Below are 13250 nucleotides of genomic sequence, written 5' to 3'. Positions count from 1 at the left end.
GCGTACCGAGTCGTGTACGGAGCCGCGTACCGCGCGGGCGGCCCGGCTCCGGGCGCCCGGCGGGCCGCATCGGACGCCGGGCCGCCGGACCGCCGGGCCGTCAGGCTTCCACCGGCTCCCCCACGAACGTCCGCCACAGCTCCGCGTACCGCCCGCCGCGCGCGAGCAGCTCGGCGTGGGTGCCGTCCTCCGCGACGCGGCCGTGGTCCATGACGACGACGCGGTCCGCGCGGGCGGCGGTGGTGAGCCGGTGGGCGACGACCAGCGTCGTGCGGCGGCCCGCGATGCGGTCGGTGGCCTGGTTGACCTGGGCCTCGGTGGCGAGGTCCAGGGCGGCGGTGGCCTCGTCCAGGAGCAGGATGTCGGGGTCGACGAGCTCGGCGCGGGCCAGGGCGATGAGCTGGCGCTGGCCCGCGGACAGGTTGCGGCCGCGCTCGGCGACCTCGTGCAGGTAGCCGCCCTCGAGGGTGGCGATCATGTCGTGCGCGCCGACCGCGCGGGCCGCCGCCTCGACCTGGGCGTCGGTGGCGTCGGGGCGGCCGTAGGCGATGGCGTCGCGGACCGTGCCCGCGAACAGGTAGGCCTCCTGCGGCACGACGCCGAGGCGGTGCCGGTACGCGGTCAGGTCCAGGGCGCGCAGGTCGGTGCCGTCGACGGTGACACGGCCGGCCGTCGGGTCGTAGAAGCGGGCGACGAGCTTGACGAGCGTGGACTTGCCCGCGCCGGTCTCGCCGACGAACGCGACGGTCTGGCCCGCGGGGATGCGCAGGTCGATGCCGCTGAGCGCGGTCTCCCCCGCGGGGGCACCGGGAGCGTCCGCGGCCGGGACCGCGCCGTCGGCCCCGTACGCGAACTCGACGCCCTCGAAGGCGATCTCGCCGCGCAGGGAGAGCACGTCCAGCGGCTCGTCGGGGGCCTTGGTGGAGGTGGGCTCGCGCAACAGCTCCTGGATGCGGCCGAGCGACACGGTGGCCTGCTGGTAGCCGTCGAAGACCTGGGAGAGCTGCTGCACGGGCGCGAAGAACAGGTCGATGTAGAGCAGGTACGCCACCAGCGCGCCGGTGGTGAGCGTCCCGGCGTCCACGCGGTGCGCGCCCACGACGAGCACGGCGACCACCGCGACCGAGGACAGGAGCTGCACGAACGGGAAGTACACGGAGATCAGCCACTGGCCGCGCACCCGCGCCTGGCGGTAGGCGCGGCTGTGGGCCGCGAACCGCTCGCCGCCCGTCCGCTCGCGCCGGAACGCCTGCACGATCCTGAGCCCGGCCACCGTCTCCTGGAGGTCGGCGTTGACCACGGACACACGCTCGCGGGCCAGTTCGTACGCCTTCACGCTCGCCCGGCGGAAGAAGTACGTGGCGACGGCGAGCAGCGGGAGCGTCGCGAAGACCACCAGCGCGAGCTGGACGTCGATCACGAGCAGGGCGGCCATGATGCCGAAGAAGGTGACGACGGAGACGAAGGCGGTGACGAGACCGGTCTGCAGGAACGTGGACAGGGCGTCCACGTCCGTCGTCATCCGCGTCATGATGCGCCCGGTCAGCTCACGCTCGTAGTAGTCGAGCCCGAGCCGCTGCAACTGCGTGAAGATCTTCAGGCGCAGCGCGTACAGGACGCGCTCGCCGGTGCGGCCCGTCATGCGGATCTCGGCGGTCTGCGCCGCCCACTGCACGGCGACAGCGGCGAGCGCGAGCCCGGACGCCGCCCACACGGCGCCGAGCGCGAGCCGGGTGACGCCCTCGTCGATGCCGTGCCGGATGAGCACGGGCAGCAGCAGGCCCATGCCCGCGTCGAGGGCCACGAGCAGGAGGCTGAGCAGCAGCGGCGCCCCGAAGCCGCGCAGCAGCCTGCGCAGGCCGTACGACTCCTCGGGGGCGACGGCGCGCGCCTCGTCGATGCCGGGGGTCTCGGTGGCGGGCGGCAGCGCCTCGACCTGGGCGAGCAGCTCGGGGGTGGCCGGGGAGCCGGACAGCGCGGTGTCCTTGGGCTCGCGGTCGCCCGTCCACAGCCTGGGGGTGATGCCGCGCTCGGCGTCGAACTCGGCGTCCAGCTCGTCGCGTACGGAGGTGTCCTCGGGGGTGTCCGCCGTCCGGGGCGCGGTGTGGCCGGGCGAGACGCCGCCCAGCTCGTCCGGGTCGGTGAGCAGCCGCCGGTACAGCGGTGAGGTGCGCTCCAGCTCCGCGTGCGTGCCGATCGCGGCGAGGCGGCCGTCGTCGAGGACGGCGATGCGGTCGGCGAGGTTCAGGGTGGAGCGGCGGTGCGCGATGAGGAGGGTCGTGCGGCCCTCCATGACCTGCTGGAGCGCCTCGTGGATCTCGTGCTCGACGCGGGCGTCGACGGCGGAGGTGGCGTCGTCCAGAACCAGCAGCCGCGGGTCGGTGAGGATGGCGCGGGCGAGGGCGAGGCGCTGGCGCTGGCCGCCGGAGAGGGTGAGCCCGTGCTCGCCGACCTTCGTGTCGTAGCCCTCGGGCAGCTCGGCGATGAACCGGTCCGCCTGCGCGGCGCCCGCGGCCCGCTCGATCTCCTCGTCCGTCGCGTCGGGCTTGCCGTACGCGATGTTGGCGCGCACGGTGTCGGAGAAGAGGAAGGAGTCCTCGGGTACGAGGCCGATGGCGGCGCGCAGCGACTCCTGCGTCAGCTCGCGCACGTCGTGGCCGCCGATGAGGACGGCCCCGCGCGTCACGTCGTAGAACCGGGGCAGCAGCAGCGAGACGGTGGACTTGCCGCTGCCGGACGAGCCGACGACGGCGAGGGTCTCGCCGGGCCGGATCTCGAAACTGAGCCCGTCCAGGACGGGGACCTTACCCCCGTCGTACCCGAACGACACGTCGTCGAACTCAACGGTCGCGGGGGCGTCGGCGGGCAGCTCCTTCGTCCCGTCCTTGATCGCGGGCCGGGTGTCGATGAGCTCCAGGACGCGCTCGGCGCCCGCGCGGGCCTGCTGCCCGACGGTGAGCACCATGGCGAGCATCCGCACAGGGCCCACGAGCTGCGCCAGGTACGTCGAGAACGCCACGAACGTCCCCAGCGTGATCTTCCCCTCCACCGCGAGCCAGCCGCCGAGCGCGAGCATCGCGACCTGCCCGAGCATGGGCACGGCCTGCAGGGCGGGCGTGTAGCGGGAGTTCAGCCGGATGGTCCGCAACCGCCCCGCGAACAGCCTGCGGCTCACCTCGCGCAGCTTGCCGGTCTCCTGCTCCTCCTGCCCGAAGCCCTTCACCACGCGCACGCCGCTGACGGCGCCGTCGACGACGCCCGCGACGGCGGCGGCCTGCGCCTGCGCGTACCAGGTGGCGGGGTGGAGCTTCGTACGGCTGCGGCGGGCGATCCACATCAGCGCGGGCGCGACGGCGAGCGCGACGAGGGTGAGCGGCAGCGACAGCCACGCCATGATCACCAGGGACATCAGGAACAGCAGGACGTTCCCGATGGTCATGGGCAGCATGAACAGCAGCCCCTGGATCAGCTGCAGATCACTGGTGGCCCGGCCCACGACCTGCCCGGTCGACAGCTCGTCCTGCCGCCGCCCGTCCAGCGCGGTGATCGTGTCGTACATCTCCGTACGCAGGTCGTGCTGCACGTCGAGGGCGAGGCGGCCGCCGTAGTACCGGCGGATGTACGTCATCACGTACACGAGCACCGCGGCCCCGATCAGGGCCCCGGCCCACGGCGCCATGTCCCGGCTGTGGTCCCCGATCACGTCGTCGATGACGACCTTGGTGAGCAGCGGTACGACGGCCATGACGGCCATGCCGCCCAGCGAGGACCCGAGCGCCAGCACGACGTCCTTCGGATACCGCCAGGCATAGGCCCACAACCGCTTGGCCCAGCTTGGCGGCTGGGCCTGGGGGGTGGGCCGCGCTTCGACCGCAGCGTCAGCTCCGGCTCTGCCTCCGGCCTGGCCGGGCTGGCCTTGAGCCTGCGGCGGCTTGGCTTGGCCTCCGGCCTCGGGCTGGTCGACCGGGGCCTGGGCCTTCGGCGGGTGGGCCTGGCTTGGCGACTGGGGCCGGCTTCCGGCCTCGGGCTGGCCGACCGGGGCCTGGGCCTTCGGCGGCTTGGCGTCGTTCTGCGACTCGGGCTGCGGCGGCTGCTTCGCCTCGCTCCTAGGCCGGAGACGCTCTGCTCGCTCCGGCCGCTCGGCCGGGCCTTGCTTCGCCTGGCTCTGCGGCTCGGGCTCCTTCGGCCGCGCAGCCTGGCTCCGTGGCCCGGGCTCCTCCGGCTGCCCGGCCCGGTTCCGCTGCTCCGGCTGCTCCGGCCGCTCCGTCACGTGTCCGCCTCCCACCGTCTGACCTGCCGAGAGGCCCAACACGGGACGCTGCGCTTTTCATCCCGCCGCAACAAAACGATGGCTCTGCGCTTGAGTGGGGCTCTGGGCGTGGTGTGCCTCGGCCTTGCTCACCGTCGGGCTCTTCTCCCACCCACCCGCCCCCTTGCCCGCAGCCGCGCAGCCCCGGACGGGCTCTTCCCCCACCCACCCGCCCGCCCCCTCGGGCACAGCCCCGCGGCCCCGGACGGGCTCTTCCCGCCACCCGCCCGCCCACCGCGCTGACGCGCGCGTCGCCCTCGGCCACCGGACGGGCTCGCCGCTCCCTGCCGCCCGCTCCTGCATCGCGCTGGCGCGCTCGTCCTCAAACGCCGGACGGGCTGACAGCCAACCCACCGCTGCGAAGCGGCAGCAAAGGCGGCAGAGCGGGAAGCCGCCAGGTCGGGGCCGGACGCCCGAACGCCGGGGCCGCACGGGTGGGCGAGCGGGAGACATCGCCGCGGCAGCGGCCGAACACCCACCACCGGGTGGGAAGCCGCCAGGTCGGGGCCGGACGCCCGAACGCCAGGGCAGCACGGGTGGGCGGGTGGGAAAACATCGCCGCGGCAGCGGCGGAAAGCCGACCACCGAGCGGAAAGCCGCCAGGTCGGGGCCGGGCCCTGCACCGGGGCCGCACAGGTGGGCGGCTGGGTAACACCGCCGCGTCAGCGGCGGAACACCCACCACCGGGTGGGAAGCCGCCAGGTCGGGGCCGGACGCCCGAACGCCAGGGCAGCACGGGTGGGCGGGTGGGAAAACATCGTCGCGGCAGCGGCGGAAGGCCGACCGCCGGGCGGGAAGCCGCCAGGTCGGGGCCGGGCCGGGCGCCGGGGTGGTACGGGTGGGCGGGCGGGTGAGGCGGCGGAACGCGGGCCCCGCCCGGAGGCCCCCGGGGCACCCCGGGCCTGGGCGGAGGCCCAGCGACAACCGCCCAGGGCGCCCCCGCCAGCCCTAGCCCTGCACCATGCCCAGAACCGGCAACGCAGGAGCCCCCGCGTCACTCACGTACCGCGACTTCTGCCGAATCTCGTTGCACTGGAACGCACGCGCCTGGTCCAGCACCTCGATGGTGATGACGGCGTCGATGTCCTGAACGGTCGGGCAGACGTCACGGATGATCTCGATGTTCTGCCCGTAGTGCCCGTGGACGTCCTCGTCGGCCGCGGCCGACGTAACGGCCATACCCGTCGCGGCCAGCGTCAGCATCGACCCGGCCAGCACCTTCTTGTTCGTAGAGCTCATGGTCACTGAGCGCCCCTTCCCGCGAATGCCACGGCACCCCGTACGGGTGCCCATACCGGGCCCAACCGGGATGCCGCGGCATAAGTTGCGCGAAGGGTCAGACTTTTCACCCGGTCGCCGGGCCGAGCCCGAACGGGCGGCCGGACCGGTGACCAGAGCCGCGCGGGCGGAAGAGTCCAGGACAGGTCAGATCAGATCAGCCCTGCGGAGGCGCGGGCACGGCCGCTTCCTTCGGCGTGTCCGTGGGCACGTAGCGCAGGGCCCCCGACGCGCGGGGCGTCAGGTCCTTGTGGATGGCCTTGGACACCTTCTGGATGGTGTCGACGCCGTACTGCATGCTGCTGTTGCCGTGCGTGAGCACGGAGATCGTGTAGTCGTGGCCGCCGCCCTTGAAGGCGCCGACGCTGTGGACGCGCCACCCGTGCGTGGCCCGCGGCAGCCACCCGTTCTTGACGTGGATCTTCACGCCGGAGGGCGCCCCGGCCGGGGTGCCCCAGCGCTGGTCGCGGACGACCTTGTTCATGAGCTTGAGGATGTACGCCCGGGCGTTGTCGCTGAGGACGGAGTTCTTGGCGGTGATCAGCGCGAGGAGCTTCTGCTCGTCGGTGACGTTGATGCGGGTGAGGCCCCAGTAGCCGTCCGCGCCGGGCACGGTCTTGGTCATCTTGGCCTCGGCCAGGAACTTCTTGATCTTTCCCACGCCGAGCTGCCGCCACAGCGTGCTGGTGGCGTTGTTGTCGGACCTGGTGATCATGGCGGTGGCGAGGTCGGACTCGCGGTCCGTGAGGTACCGGTCGTTCTTCTTCGCGTCCCACAGCAGCGTGGCCAGTACGGTCACCTTGACGACGCTCGCCGAGTCGAACGAGGTCGAGCCGCGCAGCGCGCACGTCGTCTTGGTGCTCTTGTCCTGCAGCCCGACCGCGATGGTGCCCTTGCGGTTCTTCAGGGCGGCGGTGATGTCCTTCTCCAGCTTCGCGGCCAGGCCGGCCTGCGCGGAGGTGCACTTCACCTTCGGTGCCGCGGCGGTGGCCGGGGCGGCGACGGCGACCGCGCCGAGCGGCGCGAGCACGGCGACGGCCGCTCCCGCGCTCAGCACGCGGGCACGGCGGGATATGGACAGATGGTGCGTCATGGAGGTTCCCCCTCGAAGTACGTACGCGTGCGCCCCCAGCGCACTCGCCTCACATGACTCACCGGTGTGGGTGAAGGTTGCACGAAGATACGATTCCGCCCCCGTGACCTTCGTCGCCCACCGCCACCCGGGCAGGACGTGACGGGCACACGAGCCCACCGGAACATCCAGGAGCCTGCTGACACCGGCTGCTCGCAGGCCGACGTGAGCACGTTGATCGCAGAGGTGGGACGAGCGTCCCTCCCCGGCGAATCGGCGAAGGCCCGCTGTCCGTACTCGTCAACTGCCAGGGCAAGGGCACGCTCAAGGTGACCCTTCAGCCCATGGGTATGCACTTCCCCCTTAGTTGCGTGAAGGGCGAAGTCAGCAGTGCGTACAACGAACAGAGCCTGAAGAAGGCCAGGGCAGGGGCCATCATCAAGGTGGCCGCCCCCTCCACGCTCAGGTGGTCCCTCACCGCAGGACAGAAACGACAGCCCGGTATCCCAACAGCCCTATCGGCACCGATGCGGTGAGCGAGGACCCGCGTCCAGGACGCCCGCCTTGACTCCGACGAGGAAAGTGGTCCAGGCAGGAGCGGAAAAGGTCAGCATCGGCTCCGCGAAAGCCGTGGAGTCACGCACATCGAGGCCCCGGGCTACCGAACGGGCCTCAACACACTCGCCGTTCTGGCCGCTGTAACTGCTCTCGCACCACTCAGACGAGAGCAACGGCATCTCCGCACTTCCTCTCTGGCCCCGCTTCGCACGGTCCACCCTCCGGGCGCGTCCACGGAGCCGATGTCAGGCCTCGAAGTTGTACTCCAAGACGTAAGCCGAGGCGTCAAGGACCATCTCGTTGACTTCGACGGCACGACCCTGCTCGTCGAACGCGGTGCGGCCGATGAGCATGACCGGCATGCCCGGCGACATACGCAGGTGGGCGGACTCCTCGCTGTTGGGCATACGTGAGCGCACCTCCTCGCGGAACCGGACCGGACGGCGCCCGAGTTCTTCGAGCCTTGCGTACGTACCGCCGGGACCGGTGTCCGGCTGGGCGATGGGCGTCTCCCCGACCAGCTCCGCCGAAAGGTACGAGACGGAGAGCAGCACCGGCTTGTCGTCGAGGACGAACCGGCGCCTCCGAACACAGACGCGGCCCTCCTCACCGAGGCCCAGGATGTCCGCCACCGCGGCCGGAGCGTCCTCCTCGGCCACCTCGACGGAGTCGACCACCAGGTCGCGTTCACCGACGTCAGCGGCCCAGACGGAACGTCCCGCACCCCACTGCGCGTGAGCGAGGCGTTCGACGCCGCGCCGCCGGATCGGCTTGAAATCCCGGACGAACACCCCGGCGCCCTTACGAGCCTCGACGAGCCCCTCCGCCTGCAGGAGCGCGAGCGCCTGCCGGGCCGTCATACGCGCAACGCCATGGGCGGCCATGAGGTCGTTCTCGCCGGGCAGCCGTTGCCCCGGCTCGTAGTCACCGGCCTCGATCCCTGCCCTCAGCTCGGCGGCAATGCGCTGGTACTTGGCCTGGCGTTCCCTGCTGCGCCCGCTCATCCGACCTCCTCCTGTCGTCTCCGGACACCTTAAGTACCGCGCACCGCGTGACGTAGCCACGCTCGACCTCACCGGTACGGGTGTACATCTCTAGAGATGTCTTGACGCCCTACGAGGGGCTTCGCTTCACTGGCGGCAGAAACAACATCTCTAGAGATGTTGCGACCGGCGTCGCCCTGGAGGTACCTGTGTCAGCCCACACCGCGTCCCCGCAACCGGCAGGCCCCGAATGCTTCGAAGCCAGGTGGCAACTACCCCGCACCCCCCGCAGCGCAGGTCGTGCCCGAGCCCTGCTGCGTGAGCAGCTCGTTGTCTGGAAAGTCGACGGCGACGTGGCGGACACCGCCGTGCTGGTGCTCTCCGAGCTGGTCACCAACTCCATCCGGCACGCGTACGTGCCCGCGGGCCGGGAGATCGGCGTACGGATCGTCCGCCTCGACCGGCGGTTGCGGATCGAGGTCGCCGACGCGAACAGCGAGCGGCCCGCGCCGTGTGCGGCGGGGGCCGACGACGAGCACGGCCGGGGCCTGGCCCTCGTGGTCACCCTGTCGGAGCGGTGGGGGTGTCGCCCCCGCGCGTACGGGATCGGCAAGACGGTATGGGCGGAACTCGGGCTGCCGCGCGGCCGACCCCCCGGGTGATCAGCCCCCGTCGACGTGCGTAGGCGCGAACATCCGCAGCAGAGCCGGGAGGACCACCACCGACGGGCCCGGTTCGGAGAGGGCCTTCGTCAGGTCGTCGCGCAGGTGGTCCGGGGTCGTGCGGGTGGCCGGGACGCCGAAGGAGTGCGCGAGCGCGACGAAGTCGGGGCGGGTCAGCTCCGTGGCCGTCGGCTCGCCGAACGCGTCCGTCATGTACTCGCGCAGGATGCCGTAGCCGCCGTCGTCGACGATCAGCCAGGTGACGTTCAGGTCGTACTGGCGTGCCGTGGCGAGCTCGGCGATCGAGTACATCGCGCCGCCGTCGCCGGAGACGGCGAGGACGGGGCGGGTGGGGTCCGCGGCGGCCGCTCCCAGCGCGGCCGGGAAGCCGTAGCCGAGGCCGCCCGCGCCCTGGGCGGAGTGCATGGTGTTGGGGCGGCGGGCGTCGAAGGCCGACCACGCCCAGTAGGCCAGGATCGTCATGTCCCAGAAGGACGGGGAGTCGGAGGGCAGGGCGGCCCGCACCGAGGCCAGGACCTGCTGCTCCAGGGTCAGGTCCTGGGCTGCGATGCGCTCGCGGACCCTCGCCAGCACCGCCGCGACCCGCTCGGGCGCCGCCGGGTCGGGCCGCTCCCCCACCGTCTCCAGGAGCGCGGACAGGGCCAGGCGGGCGTCCGCGTGGATGCCGAGCGCCGGGTGGTTGGACTCCAGCTTGCCCGGGTCGGCCTCGATCTGGATCACCCGGCCGCGGGGGCGGAACGTGTGGTAGTTCGAGGAGAGTTCGCCGAGGCCCGAGCCGACCACGAGGAGGACGTCGGCGTCCTCCAGGAAGTCGGTGGTGTGCCGGTCCTCCAGCCACGACTGGAGGGACAGCGGGTGCTCCCAGGGGAAGGCGCCCTTGCCGCCGAAGGTGGTGACGACGGGCGCGTTCAGCTTCTCGGCGAGCGCGCGGAGCTTGCCGGCGGCGTCCGCGCGGACCACGCCGCCGCCCGCGACGATCACCGGGCGCTCGGCCCGCGTCAGGAGGTCCGCCGCTACGGCGGTCAGCTCGGGGCGCGGGACCAGCTCGCGTGGTGTGGCGTCCACCGCTGTGACGACGGGCAGGGACGTCTCCGCGAGGAGGACGTCCTGGGGGATCTCCACCCACACCGGCCCGTGCGGCGCGGTGAGCGCCGACTCCCAGGCCGCCGCGAGCGCGGACGGGATCTGGGACTGCGTACGGACCGTGTGGACGGACTTGACCACGTCCCGGAACGAGGCCTGCTGGTCGCGCAGCTCGTGCAGATAGCCGTGGCGCCCGCCGCCGAGCCCGGCGACGGGGACCTGGCTGCCGATCGCGAGCACCGGCGCGCTCGCCGCCGCGGCCTCCTGGAGCGCGGCGAGCGACATCAGCGCACCCGGCCCGGTGGAGAGCAGCAGCGGCGCGACCTCGCCGGTCACCCGGCCGTACGCGTCCGCCGCGAACCCCGCGTTGTTCTCCACGCGCAGCCCGACGTACGCCAGGTCCGAGCGGCGCAGCGCGTCGAACATGCCGAGCGCGTGCTGGCCGGGCAGGCCGAAGACGGTCGACGCGCCGAGGCCGCGCAGGGTCTCGACGACCAGGTCGCCGCCGGTGCGCCCGGCGGGCGGGTTCAGGGCGGCCTCGGTCTGCGCGGGCGTGGGCCGCAGTTCCAGGTCGTGGTCGTGGGTCACTTCGAACGGGCCTCCGCGATCTGGCGGGACATGATCGTGGTCAGTTCGTACGCGGTGTGGGACGCGGCCACGGCGGTGATCTCGGCGTGGTCGTAGGCGGGTGCGACCTCCACGACGTCGGCGGAGACCAGGTTGCAGGAGGCCAGGCCGCGCAGGATCTCGAGGAGCTCGCGGGAGGTCATGCCGCCCGCCTCCGGGGTGCCGGTGCCCGGGGCGTGCGCCGGGTCGAGGCAGTCGATGTCGATGGAGATGTACAGCGGCCGGTCGCCGATGCGCTGGCGGAGCTGGTCGGCGACCTCGTCGGCGCCGCGGCGGTAGACGTCCGCCGAGGTGACGATGCCGAAGCCCATCTTCTCGTCGTCGGTGAGGTCCTGCTTGCCGTACAGCGGGCCGCGCGTGCCGACGTGGCTGAGGGCCTCGGTGTCGAGGATGCCCTCCTCCACGGCCCGGCGGAACGGCGTGCCGTGCGTGTACTCGGCGCCGAAGTACGTGTCCCAGGTGTCCAGGTGCGCGTCGAAGTGCAGCAGCGCCACCGGGCCGTGCTTCTTCGCCACCGAGCGGAGCAGCGGCAGGGCGATGGTGTGGTCGCCGCCGAGCGTCATCATGCGGGCGCCGGTGGCGAGCAGGTCGTCGGCGGCGGCCTCGACGGTCTCCACGGCCTCGTTGATGTTGAACGGGTTCGCCGCGATGTCGCCGGCGTCGGCGACCTGGGCGAGCGCGAACGGGGAGGCGTCCTGCGCCGGGTTGTACGGGCGCAGCAGGCGGGACGCCTCACGGATGGCGTTGCCGCCGAAGCGGGCGCCCGGGCGGTAGGAGACGCCCGAGTCGAAGGGGACGCCGACGACGGCCACGTCCGCGGTGCCGACCTCGTCGAGGCGGGGCAGGCGGGCGAAGGTGGCGGGGCCCGCGTAGCGGGGGATCCGCGAGGAGTCGACCGGGCCGCGGGGCTCGGCGGGGGTGCCCTGGGCGGTGTTCTCGGTGCTGGTCATGGTCGGTGTCTCCTGGTGTTGCGTATGTACGGTGCGAATGTACGTAAACAGTGTGAACCCTCGCGGGGCGCCCCGAACCCGCCCCTTTTCCCCTACCAGGGGCTGCCGCCCCTGGACCCCGCCTTCATCGGCCTTCGGCCTCGTCCTCAAGCGCCGGACGGGCTGGAAGCCGGGCGGGGCCCAGGGGGCCGGGAAGGGCCGGGGGAAACTCAGGCCGTCACGGGCACCTCCGCCTCGGCCTCGCGCCCGGCGACCCGCTCCCGCCACGCCGCCAGCGTCACCGGGTCGGTGGGCCGGGTCACCAGTGAGCCGACGACGTACACCACGAGCGACGCGAGCAGCCCGTAGTAGACGGGCTCGGTGGCGAGGATGCCGTAGTGCCCCATCAGGCCGATGACCGAGGCGCCGCCCGCGACGACGGCGGCGAGCGCCCCGGCGCCGGTGCCCCGGCGCCAGAGCAGTCCGCCGAGGATCGGCACGAGCAGGCCCGCGACGAGCAGGTTGTAGGCGACGGTCAGGGCCTGGACGACGTCGTCGATGGCGATGGAGACGCCGATCACGGCGACTCCCATGACGAGGATGAAGGCGCGGTTGCCCCGCACCTCGTCGTGCGGGTCGGCCTCCGAGGCCCCCGAGGCCCCCGCAGCCCCCGCGGTCGCGCCCCGCAGCCGTGCCCAGATGTCGTTGTTGGCCACGGTCGCGCACGCGATGAGCGCCCCGGACGAGGTGGACATCACGGCGGCGAGCGCCGCGGCGAGGACGAGGCCCCGTACGCCCACGGGCAGTTCGTCCTTGACGATGGTCGCGAACGCGGAGTCGGCGCTGGGCAGGTTCGGGTACATGACCTTGGCCGCGGTGCCGATGACGGCGCCCGCGAGCGCGTACACGAGGCAGTACGTCCCGGCGACCGTGCCGCCCCAGCGGGCGACCCTGTCGCTGCGCGCGGTGAACACCCGCTGCCAGATGTCCTGGCCGATGAGCATGCCGAAGGTGTAGATCAGCACGTACGTGAAGATGGTCTCGCCGCCGATGCCGAGCGGCTCGAAGTAGTCGCCGGGCAGCTCGTCGCGCATCGCGCCGAAGCCGCCCGCCTTGACGACCGCGATCGGCAGGAGCAGGAGCAGGACGCCGATGGTCTTCACGACGAACTGCACCATGTCGGTGAGCGTGATCGACCACATGCCGCCGAGCGTGGAGTACGCGACGACGATGGAGCCGCCGATGACGATGGCGAGCGTGCGGTGGACGTCGAACAGGACGTCGAAGATGGTGGCGTACGCGATGGTGGAGGTCACCGCGAGCATCAGCGTGTAGCCCCACATGACGACGCCGGACAGGACGCCGGCGCGGCCGCCGTAGCGCAGGTCGAGCATCTCGGAGACGGTGTAGACCCGCAGGCGGGCGATGCGGGCCGAGAAGAAGACCGACAGGGCCAGCAGGCCGAGGCCGATGGTGAAGACCATCCAGGCGCCGGACAGGCCGTGGGTGTAACCGAGGCCGACCCCGCCGATGGTGGAGGCGCCGCCGAGGACGATCGCGGCCATCGTGCCGGAGTACATCCACGGCCCGAGGCGGCGGCCCGCCAACAGGAACTCGGCCTTGGACCGGGCGCGGCGCATGCCCCACCAGCCCATCGCGAGCATCCCGGCGAGGTAGAGGACGATCACGGTGTAGTCCACGGCCATGGCGGGTCTCCTTGCGCTTTTG

The 13250-nt window shown here is 72.4% G+C and carries 9 protein-coding genes; 1 reads left to right on the top strand and 8 read right to left on the bottom strand.

Annotated features, from left to right (window positions below):
* Positions 1 to 100: 100 nt before the first annotated feature.
* The 5 genes from QK440_RS28115 to QK440_RS28095 all read right to left on the bottom strand — a co-directional run bounded on the left by QK440_RS28115 (position 101) and on the right by QK440_RS28095 (position 8221).
* On the bottom strand, positions 101 to 3820 hold the full coding sequence (locus QK440_RS28115) for an ABC transporter ATP-binding protein (RefSeq protein ID WP_282796036.1): 3720 nt from the start codon (positions 3818 to 3820) through the stop codon (positions 101 to 103).
* Between the two features lie 1437 nt (positions 3821 to 5257).
* A complete protein-coding gene (locus tag QK440_RS28110; RefSeq protein WP_282796019.1) occupies positions 5258 to 5548 on the bottom strand; it encodes a hypothetical protein in 291 nt (96 codons plus the stop codon).
* Positions 5549 to 5744: 196 nt separating this feature from the next.
* The gene (locus QK440_RS28105) at positions 5745 to 6680 is read right to left on the bottom strand and encodes a serine hydrolase (RefSeq protein ID WP_282796018.1); all 936 of its coding nucleotides are present in this window, start codon (positions 6678 to 6680) and stop codon (positions 5745 to 5747) included.
* Positions 6681 to 7174: 494 nt separating this feature from the next.
* Entirely contained in the window at positions 7175 to 7396 is a 222-nt protein-coding gene (locus QK440_RS28100; protein WP_282796017.1) for a DUF397 domain-containing protein, read from the bottom strand.
* A 66-nt stretch (positions 7397 to 7462) separates the two neighbouring features.
* A complete protein-coding gene (locus QK440_RS28095; protein WP_282796016.1) occupies positions 7463 to 8221 on the bottom strand; it encodes a GntR family transcriptional regulator in 759 nt (252 codons plus the stop codon).
* Between the two features lie 80 nt (positions 8222 to 8301).
* Between QK440_RS28095 and QK440_RS28090 the strand changes: the two genes are divergently transcribed.
* On the top strand, positions 8302 to 8862 hold the full coding sequence (locus QK440_RS28090) for an ATP-binding protein (protein WP_349239325.1): 561 nt from the start codon (positions 8302 to 8304) through the stop codon (positions 8860 to 8862).
* Here the strand turns inward: QK440_RS28090 and QK440_RS28085 are convergent, their stop codons facing one another.
* The 3 genes from QK440_RS28085 to QK440_RS28075 form a co-directional block, all read right to left on the bottom strand.
* Positions 8863 to 10554, bottom strand: a complete 1692-nt coding sequence (locus QK440_RS28085) for a thiamine pyrophosphate-binding protein (protein ID WP_282796014.1) — start codon at positions 10552 to 10554, stop codon at positions 8863 to 8865. It lies immediately after the preceding gene.
* Positions 10551 to 11543 carry an agmatinase gene (gene speB / locus QK440_RS28080; protein WP_282796013.1) on the bottom strand — a complete coding sequence of 331 codons (993 nt, stop codon included), beginning with the start codon at positions 11541 to 11543 and terminating at the stop codon, positions 10551 to 10553. The genes QK440_RS28085 and speB overlap by 4 nt, the downstream gene beginning before the upstream one ends.
* A gap of 209 nt (positions 11544 to 11752) precedes the next feature.
* The gene (locus QK440_RS28075; RefSeq protein WP_282796012.1) at positions 11753 to 13228 is read right to left on the bottom strand and encodes a sodium:solute symporter; all 1476 of its coding nucleotides are present in this window, start codon (positions 13226 to 13228) and stop codon (positions 11753 to 11755) included.
* Positions 13229 to 13250: the final 22 nt, after the last annotated feature.

This window comes from Streptomyces sp. CC224B (assembly GCF_030010595.1).
In the GTDB taxonomy this organism is placed as follows: Bacteria; Actinomycetota; Actinomycetes; order Streptomycetales; family Streptomycetaceae; genus Streptomyces; species Streptomyces longispororuber.
Note: the sequence above shows the minus strand (reverse complement) of the source record. Positions and strands in the feature narration are given on the sequence as shown.

What these genes read in the sequence shown, in the direction of transcription:
- QK440_RS28075 (WP_282796012.1), bottom strand. Translation starts at nt 13,228, where the DNA reads ATGGCCGTGGACTACACCGTGATCGTCCTCTACCTCGCCGGGATGCTC.
- QK440_RS28100 (WP_282796017.1), bottom strand. Translation starts at nt 7,396, where the DNA reads ATGCCGTTGCTCTCGTCTGAGTGGTGCGAGAGCAGTTACAGCGGCCAG.
- QK440_RS28095 (WP_282796016.1), bottom strand. Translation starts at nt 8,221, where the DNA reads ATGAGCGGGCGCAGCAGGGAACGCCAGGCCAAGTACCAGCGCATTGCC.
- QK440_RS28105 (WP_282796018.1), bottom strand. Translation starts at nt 6,680, where the DNA reads ATGACGCACCATCTGTCCATATCCCGCCGTGCCCGCGTGCTGAGCGCG.
- speB (WP_282796013.1), bottom strand. Translation starts at nt 11,543, where the DNA reads ATGACCAGCACCGAGAACACCGCCCAGGGCACCCCCGCCGAGCCCCGC.
- QK440_RS28110 (WP_282796019.1), bottom strand. Translation starts at nt 5,548, where the DNA reads ATGAGCTCTACGAACAAGAAGGTGCTGGCCGGGTCGATGCTGACGCTG.